Source organism: Enterobacter sp. BIDMC93, from assembly GCF_001037805.1.
In the GTDB taxonomy this organism is placed as follows: Bacteria; Pseudomonadota; Gammaproteobacteria; order Enterobacterales; family Enterobacteriaceae; genus Enterobacter; species Enterobacter hormaechei_C.
Genome location: NZ_KQ089962.1, coordinates 1,576,948 through 1,596,017 on the forward strand (window position 1 = coordinate 1,576,948; position 19,070 = coordinate 1,596,017).

20 protein-coding genes are annotated in these 19,070 nt (G+C 52.8%); 19 read left to right on the forward strand and 1 reads right to left on the reverse strand.

Annotated elements, in window-relative coordinates; genetic code table 11:
* Nucleotides 1-58 precede the first annotated feature (58 nt).
* On the reverse strand, nucleotides 59-757 hold the full coding sequence (flgA, locus tag SK58_RS07460) for a flagellar basal body P-ring formation chaperone FlgA (RefSeq protein ID WP_015571601.1): 699 nt from the start codon (nucleotides 755-757) through the stop codon (nucleotides 59-61).
* Nucleotides 758-1,016: 259 nt separating this feature from the next.
* Here flgA and flgB point away from each other — a divergent pair, with 259 nt between their 5' ends.
* The 19 genes from flgB (at nucleotide 1,017) to SK58_RS07555 (ending at nucleotide 19,044) form a co-directional block, all read left to right on the forward strand.
* A complete protein-coding gene (gene flgB, locus SK58_RS07465; RefSeq protein WP_015571600.1) occupies nucleotides 1,017-1,427 on the forward strand; it encodes a flagellar basal body rod protein FlgB in 411 nt (136 codons plus the stop codon).
* 4 nt (nucleotides 1,428-1,431) lie between these two features.
* Entirely contained in the window at nucleotides 1,432-1,836 is a 405-nt protein-coding gene (gene flgC / locus SK58_RS07470) for a flagellar basal body rod protein FlgC (protein WP_015571599.1), read from the forward strand.
* Nucleotides 1,837-1,844: 8 nt separating this feature from the next.
* A complete protein-coding gene (locus tag SK58_RS07475) occupies nucleotides 1,845-2,543 on the forward strand; it encodes a flagellar hook assembly protein FlgD (RefSeq protein ID WP_015571598.1) in 699 nt (232 codons plus the stop codon).
* A gap of 28 nt (nucleotides 2,544-2,571) precedes the next feature.
* The gene (gene flgE, locus SK58_RS07480) at nucleotides 2,572-3,786 is read left to right on the forward strand and encodes a flagellar hook protein FlgE (RefSeq protein ID WP_015571597.1); all 1,215 of its coding nucleotides are present in this window, start codon (nucleotides 2,572-2,574) and stop codon (nucleotides 3,784-3,786) included.
* 9 nt (nucleotides 3,787-3,795) lie between these two features.
* The gene (locus tag SK58_RS07485) at nucleotides 3,796-4,533 is read left to right on the forward strand and encodes a flagellar basal body rod protein FlgF (protein ID WP_015571596.1); all 738 of its coding nucleotides are present in this window, start codon (nucleotides 3,796-3,798) and stop codon (nucleotides 4,531-4,533) included.
* 18 nt (nucleotides 4,534-4,551) lie between these two features.
* On the forward strand, nucleotides 4,552-5,334 hold the full coding sequence (gene flgG / locus SK58_RS07490) for a flagellar basal-body rod protein FlgG (RefSeq protein ID WP_015571595.1): 783 nt from the start codon (nucleotides 4,552-4,554) through the stop codon (nucleotides 5,332-5,334).
* A 62-nt stretch (nucleotides 5,335-5,396) separates the two neighbouring features.
* A complete protein-coding gene (locus SK58_RS07495; protein ID WP_015571594.1) occupies nucleotides 5,397-6,110 on the forward strand; it encodes a flagellar basal body L-ring protein FlgH in 714 nt (237 codons plus the stop codon).
* 58 nt (nucleotides 6,111-6,168) lie between these two features.
* Nucleotides 6,169-7,233: a flagellar basal body P-ring protein FlgI gene (locus SK58_RS07500; protein WP_045324746.1), complete on the forward strand. Its 1,065-nt coding sequence runs from the start codon at nucleotides 6,169-6,171 to the stop codon at nucleotides 7,231-7,233.
* Nucleotides 7,233-8,162, forward strand: a complete 930-nt coding sequence (flgJ, locus tag SK58_RS07505; protein ID WP_023295282.1) for a flagellar assembly peptidoglycan hydrolase FlgJ — start codon at nucleotides 7,233-7,235, stop codon at nucleotides 8,160-8,162. Before SK58_RS07500 ends, flgJ begins: the two co-directional genes overlap by 1 nt.
* Nucleotides 8,163-8,266: 104 nt before the next feature.
* Nucleotides 8,267-9,907 carry a flagellar hook-associated protein FlgK gene (flgK, locus tag SK58_RS07510; RefSeq protein WP_032649214.1) on the forward strand — a complete coding sequence of 547 codons (1,641 nt, stop codon included), beginning with the start codon at nucleotides 8,267-8,269 and terminating at the stop codon, nucleotides 9,905-9,907.
* A gap of 11 nt (nucleotides 9,908-9,918) precedes the next feature.
* The gene (gene flgL, locus SK58_RS07515; protein ID WP_017692833.1) at nucleotides 9,919-10,812 is read left to right on the forward strand and encodes a flagellar hook-associated protein FlgL; all 894 of its coding nucleotides are present in this window, start codon (nucleotides 9,919-9,921) and stop codon (nucleotides 10,810-10,812) included.
* 65 nt (nucleotides 10,813-10,877) lie between these two features.
* On the forward strand, nucleotides 10,878-12,506 hold the full coding sequence (locus SK58_RS07520; RefSeq protein ID WP_032649212.1) for a methyl-accepting chemotaxis protein: 1,629 nt from the start codon (nucleotides 10,878-10,880) through the stop codon (nucleotides 12,504-12,506).
* A gap of 169 nt (nucleotides 12,507-12,675) precedes the next feature.
* The gene (fliA, locus tag SK58_RS07525) at nucleotides 12,676-13,404 is read left to right on the forward strand and encodes an RNA polymerase sigma factor FliA (protein WP_026094273.1); all 729 of its coding nucleotides are present in this window, start codon (nucleotides 12,676-12,678) and stop codon (nucleotides 13,402-13,404) included.
* Between the two features lie 356 nt (nucleotides 13,405-13,760).
* The gene (flhD, locus tag SK58_RS07530; protein ID WP_023295279.1) at nucleotides 13,761-14,111 is read left to right on the forward strand and encodes a flagellar transcriptional regulator FlhD; all 351 of its coding nucleotides are present in this window, start codon (nucleotides 13,761-13,763) and stop codon (nucleotides 14,109-14,111) included.
* A gap of 1 nt (nucleotide 14,112) precedes the next feature.
* A complete protein-coding gene (gene flhC / locus SK58_RS07535; protein ID WP_015571589.1) occupies nucleotides 14,113-14,685 on the forward strand; it encodes a flagellar transcriptional regulator FlhC in 573 nt (190 codons plus the stop codon).
* 85 nt (nucleotides 14,686-14,770) lie between these two features.
* Entirely contained in the window at nucleotides 14,771-15,667 is an 897-nt protein-coding gene (gene motA, locus SK58_RS07540; protein WP_017692837.1) for a flagellar motor stator protein MotA, read from the forward strand.
* Nucleotides 15,664-16,569 carry a flagellar motor protein MotB gene (motB, locus tag SK58_RS07545; RefSeq protein ID WP_017692838.1) on the forward strand — a complete coding sequence of 302 codons (906 nt, stop codon included), beginning with the start codon at nucleotides 15,664-15,666 and terminating at the stop codon, nucleotides 16,567-16,569. Before motA ends, motB begins: the two co-directional genes overlap by 4 nt.
* Nucleotides 16,556-18,544, forward strand: coding sequence for a chemotaxis protein CheA (gene cheA, locus SK58_RS07550; protein ID WP_045341445.1), 1,989 nt, complete (start codon nucleotides 16,556-16,558; stop codon nucleotides 18,542-18,544). The genes motB and cheA overlap by 14 nt, the downstream gene beginning before the upstream one ends.
* Nucleotides 18,541-19,044: a chemotaxis protein CheW gene (locus SK58_RS07555; protein ID WP_015571587.1), complete on the forward strand. Its 504-nt coding sequence runs from the start codon at nucleotides 18,541-18,543 to the stop codon at nucleotides 19,042-19,044. Before cheA ends, SK58_RS07555 begins: the two co-directional genes overlap by 4 nt.
* Nucleotides 19,045-19,070: the final 26 nt, after the last annotated feature.

Consider the following 19,070-nt stretch of genomic DNA (forward strand, 5'->3'; position numbering starts at 1 on the left):
TAATCGTTACTGCTCTTGCCTATACACTAGTCTTCGGAAATACACGAAAAAACTAAAATTATTGTTCTAAAAAAATTGTCACGGCTCCGTCACGACCCACTTTTCCCGTAACGTTACGTCCACCCGTGGTTTTCACGCGCAGCGTATCGTCAACCGCAGCGTTGTTTAGCGCTTTGCCCTGGCTGCGGATAAAGAAACCCGGTCCCGACATGACCAGTTCTACCGTCTGCCCGGCGCGAAGACGCCACTGCTGGCGCAGCTGGTTTTGCAGCACCGGTTTGCCCGCGGAAAGGGGGCGCAAAAGGCGTTGGCCGACAATGTCCCTCGCCTCAAACATTAGCCCAACGGGCAAATCGTCTATGCTGCCGGTCATGGGAGTAATATCGCCCTGCTGCACAATTTCCCCGCCCTTCAGACTATGACTGGCGACCCAGAAGGTTCCCTGGGCGCTAATGCTAAACGGCAGATAGAACTTACGCATGCCGCAGCGCGCCACTGCGGTGCGTTTGCCGGTGAGGCGGTCATCATGCCCGGCCAGGCTCAGGTCAGGATTTTCGCACACCGCTGATAGCTGTCCGGGCGAGGCCAGCAGCGTAACGGTACGAACGATATTGCCTGGATTTTCCGTGAGCTTAACCAGCGCCTCCAGTTTCTGCACTAATCGAAGTTTCGCCGTTGTCGCGGATGGCACGCTGGCATACAGCGGGCTCGCGAAAAGGAGCGTTACCAGCGTTACGCGTAATAATGGAAGCTTCATCTTGTTGCCTTATTGTAAAACCAGTAAAGTAAACGGGTATGCTTATTCTGACTAAATTATATACGTGATAGAAACGCTTTTATTGCGTTAAATAATGACACTTCTGCTGCCGTTTTCATGAATCAGTGCCGCATGTTTTAAATATCTATCTTAATTTCGCTAATAGCGCCTATTTCTGTCAGGTCTTTGCAGTGTGATATTTCATCAGCGCTGTCTACACTATCGCGGTTTATATAAAGCAAGGCAGAGGCCAGAGTGCATGATGAATAAACTTGACGATGCGTTTCGCTTCCAACAGCAAGCGTTAGGTCTGCTCTCGCGTCGGCAGGAAGTCCTGGCATCGAATATTGCGAATGCCGATACGCCAGGCTATCAGGCGCGAGATATTGATTTTTCTCAGCAACTTAAAAATGCGTTAGGGAATAAACCTGCATCAGGGCCTGTCACAATGGCTTTAACGTCCAGCAAGCATATGCAGGGTAAAAAAATGCCTTTTGATGATGCTCAGTTGCTATATCGCGTACCGGATCAACCAAGTGCTGATGGTAACACCGTGGATATGGACCGCGAGCGAGTTAATTTCGCGGATAACGCCATGAAATATCAATCGAGCCTGACATTCCTCGGTGCAGATATTAAGAAAATGATGACGGTAGTCAGTCAGGGGTAAATAAATGTCGTTATTTAGCGTATTTGATATTTCAGGCTCGGCGATGGCCGCGCAGTCAAAACGTCTCAACGTGAGTGCCAGCAATATGGCGAACGCAGACAGCGTTGCCGGACCGGACGGACAGCCTTACCGCGCCCGTCAGGTCATGTTTGAAGCGGACACCTCTGCCGGCCAGGGCATCGGCGGCGTCAGAGTCAGCGACGTAGTGGAAAGTACAGCGCCCGATCGCCTGGTCTATGAGCCCGGTAATCCGCTGGCGGACGAACAGGGATATGTACGCATGCCTAACGTCAACGTGGTCAATGAGATGGTCAATACCATTTCCGCCTCACGCAGTTATCAGGCAAATGTGGAGGTGATGAACTCCGCCAGGGCCCTGATGCAGAAAACCTTAACCCTTGGTCAGTAAGGCAGGATATGACAGTTTCAACGGTAAACGACACCAGCGGCAATACCAGCACCTACGGCACGGGCAGCAGTGCAGCCGACCTCTCCGAGCAGTTTATGAAGCTGCTGGTTGCACAGATGCAAAACCAGGACCCGACTAACCCGATGGATAACAACCAGCTGACCTCCCAGCTGGCACAGTTCAATACCGCCGCGGGAGTGGAAAAACTCAACGCATCTGTCGGCAACGTTCAGGCGCTTATGGCGCAGTTGGGCAGTATGAGCGCCGCCTCCTGGGTTGGCCGTGGGGTACTGATCGAGGGCGATCCGAAAGTCGCCTTTGGTGACGCCACGCAGCCACTGGACGGGGAGGAGAAGCCATCAGACAGCTTTAGTTTCCTGTTATCGGGCGATGCAGAAACGGTCACCGTCACGCTGACGGATGATGAAGGCAATGCCTATACGGCGCAGCTGAAGGACGTGAAATCCGGTGTGAAGACTTACACCCTCGACGATCTGGAAAACTTCCAGCCGGAGCCAGGGCCGCCTCAGGACAGGGAATACACGCTCTCCTTTGAGGCGAAAAATCCGGAAGGCGATAACCCGGAAATATCCGGCCTGATTCAGGAGCAGGTGTCTGGCGTCACGATGACGGCCAACGGCGCGGTACTGCACCTGCTCAATCATGACCCCATCACCATGGGCGACGTGGTTGTTATCCAAAAATAGCGAATAATTTACTCTCTGGAACTTCAATATGAGCTTTTCACAAGGTCTTAGCGGCCTCAATGCAGCCGCCAAAGCGCTGGACGTGGTTGGAAACAATATCGCCAACTCCCAGACAGCAGGTTTTAAAGCAGGCTCCGTGGCCTTCGCCGACATCTTCGCCGGAACGACGGGTCTCGGGGTTCAGGTTGCGGGCGTGACCCAGAACTTCGGCGACGGTGGCCTCACGGCGGGCAATAGCTCGCTGGATATGGGCTTACAGGGAAAAGGATTTTTCCGCATGGTAAGCGAAGGTGGCGCCGTCTATTACGGACGTAACGGCCAGTTTAAGCAGGATCAGAACGGCAATATCATCAACAGCACCAATGGATTGTACCTGACCGGCTACCAGGCGACCGGTACGCCGCCGACAATCGCCCCTGGCGCACCGGTAGGACCCATTCGTATACCGACGGAAGACATGCCCCCCGCGGCGTCCACCGCCGGATCCCTTACGGGTAACCTGAAGTCAGATGACACCACCATCATCACCGACTCGTTCGATTATAGCGATCCGAAAACCTACAACTACCAGAGCCAGATTGAGGCGACCGACACGCTGGGCAATAAACACACCGTAAAGGTCTACTTCGTGCAGACCGCGGCAGGCGAGTGGAAAGCTTACGCGCGCGATGAAACCGCGCCCGGCACGCCTGATGTGACCTCCCTGGATTTAAAGTTCGATAGCAACGGCAATATGGACACGGCGGCGATGGCCAGTACCAAAATGACCATTAACGGGGCCGCGTTTAATGGCTCCGCGCCGCTGAGTATCGACATGGATCTTTCCAGCTTGACCCGCCGGGCCACCGATAGCCTCGTGAAAGTTGACACCATCGACGGTCAGGCCCCGGGTAAATATCAGAGCTTTGTTATTGGCGACAGCGGAGAAGTGGTCGCGACCTACAGTAACGGTCAGCGTCAGACCGTGGCACAAATCGTACTGGCTGATTTCGCCAACAGCGGTGGGCTGGCGGCTGAAGGTAATAACGTCTGGAGCGAAACGCCGCAGTCCGGCCAGCCTTTCCTTGGTACTTCCGGCTCCGGCAGCTTCGGTACGATTAACGGGAATATGCTTGAGCAGTCTAACGTCGATCTGGGTCAGGAGATGGTCAATATGATTGTCTACCAGCGTAACTACCAGTCGAATTCGCAAACCATCAAAACCCAGTCTGAGCTACTCCAGACGCTGGTTAACCTGCGATAAGGGCGGCGGATGGATCGCGCAATATATACCGCATTGAGTGCTGCCAACGCGGCGCTCAACCGCCAGGCCGTGACGTCGAACAATATGGCTAACAGCGCCACGGCGGGCTTTCGTGCTCAACTGGCCGCGTTTCGCGCTGTGCCGGTTGAGGGGCAGACACTGAAAACTCGCGCGCTGGTAGCGGAATCGACGCCGTATAACGACGACACCATGGGACCGATTACCCACACCGGACGCAGTCTCGATGTTGCACTTCCGCAGAACGGCTGGCTGGCGGTAGCCTTGCCAGACGGTAGTGAAGGGTACACCCGTAACGGCGGCATTGAGATCGATCGGGACGGCGCATTGCAGGTTGGCGGGAAGCCGCTGATGGGCGATGGCGCACCGCTGGTGGTTCCTCCCCATTCGCAGATCACCATTGCGGAGGACGGTACCGTCTCTGCACTTGGCGCGGGTGATGAGCCAACGGCCGTCGTGCCGGTCGGAAGACTGAAAATGGTTAATGCTCCCATGAGCACCCTGATCCACGGCGACGATGGGCTGTTTCGCCCGGCGGCGGGCAATGCGTTGCCCCAGGATGACGCCATGCGTCTGAGTCCTGAATCCCTTGAGGGAAGTAACGTGAGCCCGGTGAAGGCCATGACGGAGATGATCGCCACCGCACGCAGCTTCGAGATGAACATGAAGGTGATCCGCACCGCGGATGAAAACGCGCAAAAGGCCAACCAGCTATTAAGCGTGGGCTAACCCGCGCAAGGAGTACAGATGATTCGGTCATTATGGATCGCAAAAACCGGTCTGGAAGCACAGCAGACCAATATGGACGTGATTTCAAACAACCTGGCGAACGTCAATACCAACGGCTTTAAGCGCCAGCGAGCGGTGTTCCAGGATTTGCTTTATCAAACCATGCGCCAGCCCGGTGCACAGGCTTCCGAACAGACAACGCTGCCAAGCGGCCTCCAGCTGGGTACCGGCGTGCGTCCGGTCTCTACCCAGCGCGTGCATACTCAGGGCGGCCTGAACATGACCGGCAACGATACCGATGTCGCTATCGAAGGCAAAGGCTTCTTTCAGGTGCAGTTGCCCGACGGCAGCACCGCGTACACCCGTGACGGACATTTCGATAAAAATGAAAACGGTCAGTTGGTAAACGCAGAAGGCCATCCCATTCTGCCGGGCGTCGTAGTACCGCAGGACGCCAAAGAGATGCAGATAAGCCCTGATGGTATCGTCAGCGTGACGCTCCCGGGTCAGGCTCAGCCGCAGCAGGTGGGGCAGTTGACCCTGGCGACCTTTGTCAACGATGCCGGTCTCGAAAGCATTGGCGGCAACCTCTATCGTGAAACGCAATCCTCCGGCGCACCGAATGAACTGAATCCGGGCCTTGAAGATGCGGGTACGCTCAAGCAGAAGTACATTGAGACGTCTAACGTCAACGTGGCTGAGGAGCTGGTCAATATGATCCAGGTCCAGCGCGCCTACGAGATCAACAGTAAGGCCGTTTCTGCATCCGATCAGATGTTGCAGAGGCTTACCCAGCTTTAATTTCCTCTCTCTTACCGCTCCGGGCGCAGGCTCGGGCGGATAGATGGTTTATCGACACGTAAATGAAAACACTTTTTACATACAGTCCAACAGGGCTATCGCGTCCTGCACTGCTGGCGGGCGTGCTGCTGCTAAGCGGCTGCGCGCATATTTTGCAAAAACCGCTCGTGGACGGACCAACGTCGGCAGAACCATTACCGATGGCACCGGTCACAACCGGCGGCTCGCTGTTCCAGGCAGGACAGGCCATGAACTATGGCTATCAGCCGATGTTTGAAGACCGCAGGCCGCGCAGCGTGGGCGACACGTTGACGATCCTGCTTCAGGAAAACGTTAGCGCCAGCAAGAGCTCCTCCGCCAGTGCCAACCGTAATGGATCGGCCGGAATGGGATTACTGGCCATGCCGGGCAGCTCGAACAGCTGGCTGGGTAACGGCAAAGCTGACTTTAACGCGGAGGGCAAAAGCGACTTCTCCGGCAAGGGCGGGGCGGCGGCGCGCAACACCTTTACCGGCACCATCACGGTGACGGTAAATAAACTCCTGCCGAACGGCAATTTACAGGTGGTCGGTGAGAAGCAGATAGCCATAAACCAGGGGACCGAGTTTATACGCTTCTCGGGTGTGGTGAACCCTCGCACCATCAGCGGGGCCAACACCGTGCCCTCAACTCAGGTGGCGGATGCGCGCATTGAGTATGTCGGCAACGGCTACATCAACGAAGCGCAGACGATGGGCTGGCTGCAACGCCTGTTCCTGAACCTTTCTCCTTTTTGATACGACGATGAATACAAAATCCATTCTGTTATTTCTCGGCCTGCTGCTCAGCATTCCGATGCTGTACACGCCGGCGCAGGCCGAGCGAATTCGCGATCTGGCCACGGTGCAGGGGGTACGCTCCAACTCGCTAATGGGCTACGGGCTGGTGGTGGGGCTTGATGGCACGGGCGACCAGACGATGCAGGCGCCGTTTACGGGCCAGAGCCTCAATAATATGTTGTCCCAGCTTGGGATCACCGTACCGGCGGGCACCAACATGCAGCTGAAAAATATTGCCGCGGTGATGGTGACGGCCGAACTGCCGCCGTTCGCCCGCTCAGGGGATAAGATCGACATCGTGGTCTCTTCTCTGGGGAATGCGAAGAGCCTGCGTGGCGGTACGCTGCTGATGACGCCACTTAAAGGGGCGGACAACCAGATCTACGCGATGGCGCAGGGCAATGTGCTGATCTCCGGGGCTGGCGCGCAGGCTGGCGGCAGTCGCGTGCAGGTTAACCAGCTTAACGGCGGTCGCATTAGCGGTGGGGCGACGGTTGAACGCGAAGTCCCAAATGACTTCGCCACGCAAAACACGCTGCGCCTACAGCTTAACGAGTCAGATTTCTCGCTGGCGCAGCAGATCAGCGACGAGATTAATCGTCGCTATAGCGGTGGGGCGGCAATCCCTGAAGATGCCCGTACTGTACGTTTGTTTGCACCGCCGGATGGTCCTTCCCGGGTGCGTTTCCTCGCCAATATCCAGGATATTCCGCTGCGGGTGGGGATACAGGATGCGAAGGTCATTGTTAACTCTCGTACCGGCGCCGTGGTGATGAACCGCCATGTTTCCCTCGATGCCTGTGCCGTAGCTTATGGATCGCTGACGGTAGAGGTTACACAGAATAATGTTGTGAGCCAGCCGGATACTCCCCTCGGAGGAGGGCAGACCGTCGTGGTGCCACAAACCGATATCTCAGTACGCGACCGCGGCGGCTCGCTGCAAAGCGTGCGCAGCAGCACGGATCTGAACGCGGTGATCAGGGCACTCAATACGCTTGGCGCGACGCCAAATGAGCTGATGTCCATTTTGCAGTCAATGAAAAATGCAGGCTGCCTGCGTGCGAAGCTGGAGGTGGAGTGATGAATGCTTTCGATCGTCTGGATAAGCCAGCCTTTGACGTTCGCTCTCTCGACGCGCTAAAGCGCGATGCACGCCGCGCTGAACCCGGGGCGCTCAGGGCGGCGGCGCAGCAGATGGAGGGGATCTTCGTGCAGATGATGATGAAGAGCATGCGCGATGCCACCATCAAAGATGACCTCATGCACAGCCAGTCCACCGATATGTTTACCGCGATGCACGACCAGCAGGTGGCGCAAAATATTGCCGGGAGCGGACAGCTTGGGTTTGCGGATATGATTGTGCGCCAGTCAGGCGGGGAGATCGATAGCCCATCGGTGTCGACGCCCGGCAGCGGTCCGCTTAATTTGCCGGGACTTTCCTCCTCCGTCAGATCCGCCACCGGGCCGCTGGCGCCGTCTGCGTCGGTCTCCTTCGGCAAAGTAGCGCAGGGGGCTCAATCCTTTATTTCTCGTCTGCTGCGTCCAGCACAGATCGCTGCCAGGCAGAGCGGGGTTCATCCGCAACTGATCCTCGCGCAGGCGGCGCTGGAGTCAGGATGGGGGCAGCGTGAAATCCCCACCGCTGACGGCCGCCCCAGCCATAACCTGTTCGGCATTAAGGCCGGAGGTGACTGGCAAGGCAAGACCACAGAGGTGATGACCACCGAATACATCAACGGCGTAAAGCAAAAGATAAAGGCCTCGTTTCGCGTTTACGATTCCTATGAACATGCGCTCGCCGATTATACGAAGCTACTCACTAAGAACCCGCGCTATGCGGGCGTTGCGCATTCCCGTTCGCCGGAGCAGGCGGCCAAAGCGCTTCAGGCGGGGGGATACGCAACCGATCCTGCCTATGCGAAAAAACTGATCACCATTATTCAGAAAGTAAAAGGTGATATTAAGCAGGGTGTAGAAGCCTATAAAAACGACCTCGCGAAAATATTTTAAAAAAGTTTTTAGATAAATTCGCAATCACCGATGAATAAAGCAGAGCAATAATTTTGACCCTGCCCGAATATCGGGCTGGAAATAACGGAATATCCAGGTGCCTTATGAACAACCTCTTTAGTCTCGCGAAAAGTGGCCTTAGCGTAGCGCAATCCGCTCTTAGTGTGGTAGGCAGCAACCTGACCAATGGCATGAGCGATACCTATAGCCGCCGCAGCCTTGTGATTGGTGAGCTCGGTGGCATGACCACGGGAAACGGATTTTATGGCTACGGTGCGACGGTAACTGGCGTCGATCGCGCTTACGATGCTTTTGCCAACAAGCAGCTACGCGGCTCCGTCTCAAACTGGGCCTCGCTTAACGGCCGCATGGAGCAATTGAGCGACATTGATAATATGTTGGGCGATGAATCCGACAACGTCTCTGTCTCCATCAATAACCTGTTCAAGTCGATGGCGACGCTGAGCGCAACCCCAGATGACGGCCCGGCCCGTTCCGCAGTATTCAGCTCACTCGGCGTATTGACCCAGCGCTTCAATGACAGCGGCAAGCGCCTCACCGCGCTGGAAAAGAGCACCAACACCAATATCGAAACCAGCGTTAAAGAAATTAATAGCATCAGCGACCAGCTGGCAGAAGTGAATAAACAGCTGGAACGCGTACAGGCGCAGAACGGTACGCCGCCTGCGGACCTGCTGGATCAACGTGATGCATTACTGGAAAAACTGAGTGAGCAGATCGGTATAGATGTAACCGAGAATAGCGTATCTGGCCGCGTCGACGTAACGCTTCAGGATGGTCGCCCCCTTGTCTTTGGCGAAAACGCCAGCAAGCTACAGGCCACAGCGTCTGAAAGCGATCCTGACAGAATCGTTGTCTCTTACGTTGATAGCAACGGTACTACCACGCCAGTTAACGAAGCGAGCATTACCAAAGGCCGCCTGGCCGGGTTGTTTAAGTTCCGCAGCGAAGATCTTGAGCTCGCTAAAAACGAGCTAAACCAGATCGCCTTTATGATGGCGAGCCGCATGAACGAGCAGCACCGTTTGGGTGAGACGCCAGCGGGTGTGCCGGGGGGCGATCTTTTCTCTCTGCCACCTATGAAGGCGGTGGCAAATGCAGGCAATGCCGGTGGGGGAACGCTCGACGCTATCAGCGTGACGGACTACACCAACGTAAAATCTGAAAATTACAGCATCGACTTTGATGGAACAAACTGGAACGTAATGGGGGAGGACGGACGCCTGGTGAAGCAGGTGCCGGCCGGTTCCGCCACGCTTGAGTTTGACGGCATTGAGATTGATCTCTCCGGTGTGACCGCAAGCGCCGGCGACAGTTTTTCCTTTAATCCTATGGCTGGGGCTGCGGAGGGTATTGGCCGCGCGATCAACAGCGCACAGGATTTTGCCGCAGCGGATGCCTCCGGGGGCGGGGTGGGAAATAATCTCAATCTGGAAGAGATGCTTAAGATCCAGAATGAGAAACTGATTGGCGGCAGCACGCTGACGGAGGCTTATTCAAGCCTGGTGGGGACCATTGGTTCTAACGCGCGGGCGGTAAAATCGGGCATTTCCTCGGCTGAGATCGACCTGCAAACTAAATATGATGCGAAGCAGGCGCTTTCAGGTGTGGATATGAACGAAGAAACCGTCAATATGCAGATGTTTATTCAATATTACCAGGCCAATGCGCAAATTCTACAGACCGCAACCACCATGTTTGATTCGCTGCTTTCGATTAAATAAGGAGCTATCCGATGCGATTAAGTACGCTGTATATGTTTAAACAGAGCGCCGAGAGCATGTCAAAGCGCGTGAGTGATAATAATAATATTTATCTTCAACTCTCTGCTGGAAAATCGTTGCTGCGAGCCTCGGATGATCCAAAGTCCGCTACCGATGCGGTAAATTATCAGGACGCACTGGCGAAGCTTGAGCTTTACAGCAACGTACGTTCAACGGTGCGGAGTTCACTTGAGCATGAAGATAATATCCTGAACGGTGTGGGCAATTTGCTGACCACCACCCTCACCGAAAAAATCGTAGCGGCGAAAACGGAAAGCTACTCTGATGAAGATCGTCGGGCGCTGGGTGCAGAGATTAAAGGTATTCGCGGCAATCTGATGGATCTCGCGAATAATCGCGACGGGAGCGGGCGCTATATTTTTGGCGGATTTAAAAGCGATACGGCGCCGTTTGACGATGCGGGTAACTATGTCGGCGGTGATACCGCTCGTCGACAAACCGTTGCCGATGGTACGGATATGCAGACGGGCCACCTGGGCAGCGATGTTTTCGGGGATATATTCTCTGTTCTTGATAAAGCGGTAGAAGAACTTTCTCGCGATCCCATCGACCGTGATGCGCTGAATGCTGCGTTGAGCGCCGCCAGCGAAGCGGTTTCCGGCGGCATCGATCGTCTGGGTAAGGCGCAGGCGGAACTGGGGACCAACCTTCAGCAACTGGACGCGCTTGATATGAGTGGCGACGTCATGATCAACGACACCATAACCAAGGTTCAGACGGCCATTGGCGCTGACTATAGCACGATGACCTCGCTCATTATGGATTCTAAAATGTCAGAATTTGCGCTGAACGCATCCATGATGGTATTTCAGTCAATGCAAAAAATGAATTTATTTAATAAATAACATTATCTTTCCATCTTATTTCTGAAAGTTTTAGCCGCATATTTATGTGCGGCTTATGAGGATCTATGTTAAATAAACTTAAAATCTATACCGTAATCAGCCTGATTATCGGCATGATCTCTTGCATGCTGTTTGGCGTTACGGCTTTTTCCGTTTATAACTCGGTGACGATTAATAAAAATTTTAAACGCGTTGTGGACGTTAATGACAGCAACGCCTACATGACTAACGCCGCATATAACATTAACTCGGTGGTGGCGAATACGAACGGGATGATGCTTCAGACGTCGCTGCATAAACCGCTGTCGCCAGAGATGATCAAACATACCCACAACCTGCTGAAAGAGGCGCGCAAGGAGATGGATGCTTTCGCGCAGGTGAAATTCAACAGCCTGGCAGAGACAAGGGCTGCTGAGGAGCTTCGCGCCAAATTTGACCTGGTTTATAACACCGTCCAAACCAAGCTCGGCTATCTTGAGCGACCGGAAGGATACCCGGGCTCGATGAACGGTGATATGGAACTGCGTACCGAGCTGCGTCAAAAAATTGAGAAGTATTCAGAAATCTCATCTGACCGGGGGTACGAATATGTGTCAGTAGCTGAAAGCAGCTACAAGATGATGATTTGGGTCAGCGTGGTGATGATGGCCATCGCGATTTGCGTATTGTTAGCCGTTCGCTACTGGTTGCGTATTGCGCTGGTGCGCCGGATGGAAACTACCGTTGAGATGCTTCAGCGCGTAGCGGCAGGCGATCTGAGTCATGCCATAGAGACTGGCGCTGATAACGAAATTGGCAAAATGCTCAGGGAGCTTGAGAAGATGCGTGTCTCCCTGACCAACACCATTACCGGTATCCGTGAAGGGGTAGTGAATATCCATTCTAACGCCCAGGAGATTGCTCAGGGCAACAGCGACCTTTCCTCCCGTACCGAAGAACAGGCTGCGGCCCTTCAGGAGACGGCTGCCAGCATGGAGCAAATTAAAACCACCGTACGCCAGAATGCGGATAACGCACATGCGGCGCGCAGTCTGGCAGAAGGGGCAAGCATGAATGCCCAAAATGGCGGTGAGGTGATGGTAAACCTGGAAGCTATCATGGCGCAGATTACCGAAAGCTCCCGTCAGATTGCTGATATTAACGGCGTCATCGACAGTATCGCCAATCAGACCAACATTCTGGCCTTGAACGCAGCGGTTGAAGCCGCTCGAGCGGGAGAGCAGGGGCGTGGCTTTGCGGTAGTTGCGGAAGAAGTGCGTAACCTCGCCAAGCGCAGCGCCGATGCAGCGAAAGAGATTAATCAGCTGATTAATACCAGCGTTAACAATATTGATACAGGTTCGCGCCAGGTAAGCCAGGCGAGCGGCGTCATGCAGGACATCGTGACTTCGGTTGCTGAGGTGACGCAGATTATGGGCGAAATCAGTTCGGCCTCTGACGAGCAAAGTGCGGGTATCAATCAGATTTCGCAGGCCGTGAACGAGATGGATCTGGTGACTCAGCAGAACGCGGCGATGGTGGAAGAAGCGGCCATGGCGGCAGGCAAACTGGAATCTCAGTCGGACGAGCTTGAGCAGCTTGTTGCCCAGTTTACCCTGCGAGATGAAAAAGTTGAAAAACGCCATACGCCCGCGCCGGAAAAAATGACGTTGCGTCACGTTGAAAATGATAATGCGCAGTGGGAAACGTTCTGACAACTGCGGAAAGAGAATAATTGGCGTCAATAGTGCCGCCAATTATTCCTGTCAGGCAGCGCGATGATTAAATTAACAGAATGCGCATTTTTATAAAAGCTTATCGCACTTTTTGATTATGTGGTTTCAACTGATAATTGAGAATGTGAAGATTAGGTGGAAGAAATGCGTGGACGGTATATACACAGCTGAAGGGCTGGAGAATAAAACGGCATTGTGGTCAAAATACCATTTTATCGTCAGGCAAGAAGCGCTGCGTTTGCATAAGAGACTGCCTGCCAATGTCGAATTAGACGATCTCATTCAGGCGGGCTCCATGGGTTTTTTGAGTGCCATTGATAGCTTTGACCCTAAAAAAGGGGTGGCCCTTAATGCCTGGATCTCACAGCGTGTGAAATGGGCATTAATGGATGAGCTTCGGGAAAGTGATTGGGTTCCACGGCGCGTGCGATCGCATTCGCGGGAAATTGTGTCACTTATTCAGCAGATCGAACAGGAAAAGGGGGGAGAAGCGACCGAAGCTGATATTGCTGAACGGATGGGCGTTTCGCTAAAGGAATTTCAGCAAATGCTGGCTGATAATAATAGCAGCCAGATGTACTCTATTGATGAGCTTCAGGAAAACTATTCAGACAGTTGGGAGAGTAATGACGGCGAAAATGCACAGCTTAATCCGTTAAATGAGGCCATTCAGGAAAACTTGATAGCCAACATTGCTGAGCATATCCGAATGATCCCCAAGCGTGAACAGCAGATATTGCAGTTTTATTATCAGCAGGATCTGAACATGAAAGAGATTGGATTAATTTTGGGCGTTACCGAAACGCGCGTTAGCCAGTTGCACAGTTTAGCGATAAAACGCTTACGAAGCAGAATGGATCGGTTAAGGAAAGAATAACATAGCGATAACATTAACAAGATTAACAATATTTCCTAAGTAAAGTTAATTACGTTGCGTGATAATTAAGAATGTTTAACAATGTGTATTTTTATAGGTAAATCATTTGGTTATGATAGTTTTCTGGTGCGCGTTGTTTTCTTAAAGCTTGCTAGGAAAATTCTTAATGAATATGATTTCGTCAGATTTGTGATGTAGCCATCCTTTGGCATTGAAAAGTTTTTCGATAATTTATTGAATCAGCTTGACTGAATTCAGCGATTATCAATGCCAAAAGACTCTCTGCATCGACCGGGTAAACATTTTGCCTTAACTATTTAGCCTTGTTTGTGGTTGAAAAACAGTGGGAGCTTTTTGTGTCCAATTTTGACGAGTATCTGCAAAACATTCACGATATTAATCTTTCTTATTTATTACTGGCGCAGCAGCTGATCAGACAGGACAAGTTTGCTGCCAGTTTTCGTCTCGGCTTATCCGAAGGCACGATTGATAATTTAAAAGAGTTGTCTTTACCACAGTTGATGAAACTGGCTGCGACCAATCAGTTGATTTGTCGTTTACGCGTCGATGACGAAGTGGTCATCGAAAATTTGACGAAAGATTCGCGTATTGAAGCTCTTCAGCAAATTCATACCGGCATCATTTTATCGACAAACTTACTTAATTCATTAAGCGAGTCCGATGCTGCTGTGACGGGAGAAGCATAAAATGTGCGAGAAAAGTTTATTGCAAGAAATTGAAGAGGTAAATATTGCCATGGGGTTAATTAACCTTGGGGCAAGAATGCAGGTTCTGGAATCTGAAACTTCTTTAAGTCGTCGGCGTTTACTGCGCTTGTATAAAGAGTTACGCGGCTGTCCGCCTCCAAAAGGGATGCTCCCTTTTTCTGAAGACTGGTTCATGTCATGGGAGCAGAATATTCACTCTTCCATGTTCTATAACATTTACCTTTATCTTCAGAAAACTGGGGGCGGGCGTCCTATTGAAATATTGATGAAAACCTACCGTCTTTATCTGGAGCAGTGTGGTTCTTGCTGCGACGATAAACCTGTCCTGGGGCTAACGCGTGCCTGGACATTATTACGCTTTATCGACTGCGGTATTATTTCCCGTAAGGCCTGTAGCGTTTGTTCCGGTGGTTTTGTGGTCACGACGGAATTCATCAAAAACCCGTTCACCTGTAGTTTGTGTAGCCCTCCTTCGCGGGCATTTAAGAAATCGCAGGTCAACCTCAGCGGAATCGCAGGCAATTATGCCACGCCGGAAATTATGACAGCCTGACGGATGTTCGATGGCAATGCACAGGATGGCGTTTTATTCGATGCCACGGCACTCGACATCGGTCAGCGAGTAAAAAGGAGAGAGTGTGTTAGTTATCTTTGGCTATCTTGTTGTTATTGCTACCGTATTTGGTGGGTTCGTACTGTCTGGTGGTAATCTGCTCGCGCTGTTCCAGCCTTTGGAATTGTTAATTATCGGCGGTGCCGGGGTCGGCGCTTTTATTGTTGGTAATAACATGAAATCCCTTAAGGCGACAGGTAAAGCTATCGTGAAGCTGTTCGTGGGGAAACGCTACAACAAAACGGTTTATATGGACCTGATGGCGCTTATGTTTTTGCTGCTGTCAAAAAGTCGTGTTCAGGGACTCATGTCACTTGAGAAAGACATTGAAGATCCGGCGGGCAGCGAAATTTTCAGCGCTTATCCTCGTCTGATGAGCGATCCGATGTTAAGCAACTTTATCCTCGATTACTTCCGCCTGATGATTGGCGGAAGTATGAACTCGCATGAAATCGAAGCGTTAATGGATGAGGAAATTGAAACCTGCGAAGAGGAGCTTGAGGTTCCGGCCCACAGTCTGAATACCGTCGGCGATGCCTTTCCGGCCTTTGGTATTGTGGCTGCCGTCATGGGGGTAGTGAACGCGCTCGGTGCCGCGGACCGACCCGCAGCCGAGCTCGGAATGTTGATTGGCCACGCGCTGGTGGGCACGTTCCTCGGAATTTTGATTGCCTACGGGTTTGTATTACCGCTCGCAACCCTGCTGCGTCAGATGAGTTCCGATCAGGTCAAAATCCTTCAGTGTATAAAAGTCACGCTGCTCTCCAGTCTAAACGGCTATGCGCCACAAATTGCCGTGGAGTTTGGCCGAAAAACCATTTTTACCAGCGAACGGCCTTCCTTTGAGGAGCTTGAAGAGCATGTGCGGGAAGTGAAATCCAGCGCCAGCCTTAAGTCTAAGTCTGCGGATGCCACGGCATGAAAAACGATTCCCCGATAATCATTTCGCGCAAGCGAAAGAAGAAAAAGCATGCTCATCACGGTGGTACGTGGAAAATCGCCTACGCCGATTTTATGACCGCGATGATGGCGTTCTTCCTGGTAATGTGGCTGATTTCTCAGTCCAGCACGGTGCAGCGGGAGATGATCGCCGATTACTTCCGCATGCCGCTTAAGCCATCTATGGCCAATGGCGACAAAACCAGCCTGAGCGACAGCATCATCCCCGGCGGCGGTGACGATCTGATGAAGCAGGACGGAGAAGTGGCGAATCATAAGCGGGTACAGAGCGAGCGGCAGCGCTGGATGGAGAGCCTGAAACAGGCCAGAGATAAATTGCAGCAGATGATCGAAACCGATCCCCGGCTCAATAACTTTAAATCCAACATTATGCTGCGTCTTACCAACGACGGCCTGCTCATTCAGATCACCGACAGCCAGGATCGCCCGATGTTTAGAGTAGGCAGCGAGCTGCCGGAATCCTATATGAACGGCATTTTGCAGGCGCTTGTGCCGCTGTTGCAGGAGTTGCCCAATAAAATCAGTCTCACCGGCCATACCGACTCGCTTCCCTATGCGGGCGGCACCTCCGGATACAGTAACTGGGAACTTTCTTCCGGACGCGCCAACGCCGCGCGCCGCGTGCTGGTTAAAGCAGGTCTTGACGATGAGCGTTTTCTTCGCGTGATCGGCACGGGAAGCCGTATGCCTTTAGAAAACAGTGATCCCTCAAGTCCGGCGAATCGCCGTATTAGCATTTTGGTATTAAGTAAAACCAAAGAACAGGATATCCGTCTGGAAGACACGCGCATGCATCGCCCAGAAAACGTCCTGAACAACACTACGCAGCAGGAGGTAAGGGGGTATAGCGATGGACATGAATGATTTCACCGAGATCTTTTTTACCGAAGCGGAAGAGCTGCTGGCCGAGATGGAGAAGCATTTGCTGGAGATTGATGCCGCATCGCCGAATCCTGAACAGGTAAATGCCATTTTTCGCGCAGCGCATTCTTTGAAAGGCGGGGCAGGGACTTTTGGCTTTAATGCCCTGCAAGAGACCACGCATCTACTTGAGAACCTGTTTGACCAGGTGCGAGCCGGAGAACGCTCGCTTAACCGAACGACCGTTAATCTATTTCTGGAATGTAAAGACATTATGCAAGCGCAACTGGAAGCCTATCAGTCTTCGCAGGAACCTGATGAAGCGAGTTATCGCTATATTTGTGAAGCCCTGCGCAAGATTGCTCTGGAAGACAAACATGCCCAGACGGCAGTCGAGTTGCAAGACAAAGCCGCGACGCAGCAGGGGGCAGCTGATGGTGAGCCTTTACTCTGCGTGACGTTGAAGAAAATTCCTGAAAGCGAGCGGGCAATGCTTCAGGAAGAGTTATCCCACATGGGAGAGATTGTCGCTACGGAGAAGGCTGATGATGGCATGGTGGTTCAGCTGCGCACGAGCGCCTCTGCCGATGATATCTCCGCGGTGCTGTGTTTTGTGCTTGAAGAGTCGCAAATCCTTATCGAGCATGTCGTTCAACCAGCGTCGGTTGAAGTGACTTCTCCTGTTACGGACAAGGCTTCTGTAGTCGCGGACCATTCAGAACCGCCTTCACGACCTGCCGCGCCGGTGCCAGCCCGCAGTAATAGTCAGGAATCGGGCAGCATCCGCGTGGCGGTCAGTAAAGTCGATCAGATCATTAACCAGGTGGGTGAGCTCATCATCACCCAGGCGATGCTATCTCAGCTTTCCAAAAAACTTGATCCAGCGAGCTACGACATGCTCTCCAGCTGCGTGGCGCAAATGGAGCGTAATACACGCGAGCTTCAGTCATCAGTCATGTCAATTCGAATGATGCCAATGGATTATGTGTTTAGCCGCTTCCCGCGGCTGGTGCACGATCTGGGTTCTCGCCTGAACAAAGAGGTAGAGCTAACTCTTCGTGGCGGCTCGGCCGAGCTGGATAAGAGCCTGATCGAACGCATTATCGACCCACTGACTCATCTGGTGCGTAACAGTCTCGATCACGGCATTGAGCAGAAAGAAGAACGTGCCCGTAAGGGGAAGTCGGTAGTGGGCAATCTTATCCTCTCGGCGGAACATCATGGCGGCAATATCATCATTGAGGTGACTGATGATGGTGCCGGACTGAACCGGGAGAAAATCCTCGCGAAAGCCCGCTCCCAGGGAATGAATATCAGCGACACCCTCAGCGATGAGGACGTATGGATGCTGATTTTCGCCGCGGGATTTTCCACCGCAGAAAGCGTGACGGATGTTTCCGGGCGCGGCGTGGGTATGGACGTGGTCCGTCGTAACATTATGGCCATGGGCGGCCATGTCGAAGTCCTTTCAAAGCCGGGAGAAGGCACGACGATACGCATTATTCTGCCTCTGACGCTGGCAATCCTTGATGGCATGCTGGTGAAAGTTGGACAGGAGATCTATGTTCTGCCGCTCGGCGCGGTAATGGAATCGCTGAGGCCCGGCGAGGATATGCTCTGCCGCTTCGTCGGGGAGGAACGCCTGCTGCAAATTCGTGGCGAGTATCTTCCGCTGGTGATGCTGCGTCAGCGCCTATCGGTGCCCGGCGAGACCGCACCTGAAGATGGCATTGTGGTGATCGTCCAAAGCGCTGGATGCCGCTACGCCCTGTGGGTCGATCAGCTCATTGGTCAGCAACAGGTTGTGGTAAAAAACCTCGAACAGAACTATCGCAAAGTACCGGGCGTTTCAGCCGCGACCATTCTCGGTGATGGCAGCGTTGCGCTAATCCTCGACGTGGTTGAACTGTCGACGATGAACGGACAAAAGGAAAACCATGTCAGGCCGACGTTCGGCAAGCAAGGAGTAAAAGCATGACCCAAACAACGACAAAGCCTGCGGGCGCGGACGCCATTGCGCAGGAGTATCTGGTTTTTCGTCTCGGTAACGAAGAATATGGGATCGACATTCTGAAGGTACAAGAGATACGTGGATGCGATAGCGTTACTCGTATCCCGAACGCGCCAGGTTTTATCACCGGCGTGACCAACCTGCGCGGTGTGATAGTGCCAATAGTTGACCTTCGCGTGCGCTTCAGTCTTCCTGACGTTCAGCAGGATGACAGTACGGTAGTGATCATCCTTAACCTTAATAATCGCGTTGTAGGAATCGTGGTAGACGGTGTGGTTGACGTGCTGTCGATGGACATGGATCAGATTAAACCGACGCCGGACTTCGCGTCCATGCTATCAAGCCGCTATCTTCTTGGGCTTGGCGTGATGGAAAACAGAATGATCATCCTGGTCAATATCGAAATGCTGCTCAGCCGTGAAGAGATGGATATGGTGGATTCGATGCTGGAAACTAGCCTGGCCTAGCCTGATTTATACCCACCGCCATTATG

Coding starts and splice junctions, on each gene's coding strand:
- flgK (WP_032649214.1), top strand. CDS start 8,267: ATGAACAACCTCTTTAGTCTCGCGAAAAGTGGCCTTAGCGTAGCGCAA.
- cheA (WP_045341445.1), top strand. CDS start 16,556: ATGGACATGAATGATTTCACCGAGATCTTTTTTACCGAAGCGGAAGAG.
- flgB (WP_015571600.1), top strand. CDS start 1,017: ATGATGAATAAACTTGACGATGCGTTTCGCTTCCAACAGCAAGCGTTA.
- SK58_RS07485 (WP_015571596.1), top strand. CDS start 3,796: ATGGATCGCGCAATATATACCGCATTGAGTGCTGCCAACGCGGCGCTC.
- SK58_RS07475 (WP_015571598.1), top strand. CDS start 1,845: ATGACAGTTTCAACGGTAAACGACACCAGCGGCAATACCAGCACCTAC.
- SK58_RS07555 (WP_015571587.1), top strand. CDS start 18,541: ATGACCCAAACAACGACAAAGCCTGCGGGCGCGGACGCCATTGCGCAG.
- flgG (WP_015571595.1), top strand. CDS start 4,552: ATGATTCGGTCATTATGGATCGCAAAAACCGGTCTGGAAGCACAGCAG.
- flgC (WP_015571599.1), top strand. CDS start 1,432: ATGTCGTTATTTAGCGTATTTGATATTTCAGGCTCGGCGATGGCCGCG.
- SK58_RS07520 (WP_032649212.1), top strand. CDS start 10,878: ATGTTAAATAAACTTAAAATCTATACCGTAATCAGCCTGATTATCGGC.
- flgA (WP_015571601.1), bottom strand. CDS start 757: ATGAAGCTTCCATTATTACGCGTAACGCTGGTAACGCTCCTTTTCGCG.
- SK58_RS07495 (WP_015571594.1), top strand. CDS start 5,397: ATGAAAACACTTTTTACATACAGTCCAACAGGGCTATCGCGTCCTGCA.
- flgJ (WP_023295282.1), top strand. CDS start 7,233: ATGAATGCTTTCGATCGTCTGGATAAGCCAGCCTTTGACGTTCGCTCT.
- SK58_RS07500 (WP_045324746.1), top strand. CDS start 6,169: ATGCTGTACACGCCGGCGCAGGCCGAGCGAATTCGCGATCTGGCCACG.
- flhC (WP_015571589.1), top strand. CDS start 14,113: ATGTGCGAGAAAAGTTTATTGCAAGAAATTGAAGAGGTAAATATTGCC.
- flgL (WP_017692833.1), top strand. CDS start 9,919: ATGCGATTAAGTACGCTGTATATGTTTAAACAGAGCGCCGAGAGCATG.
- motB (WP_017692838.1), top strand. CDS start 15,664: ATGAAAAACGATTCCCCGATAATCATTTCGCGCAAGCGAAAGAAGAAA.
- flgE (WP_015571597.1), top strand. CDS start 2,572: ATGAGCTTTTCACAAGGTCTTAGCGGCCTCAATGCAGCCGCCAAAGCG.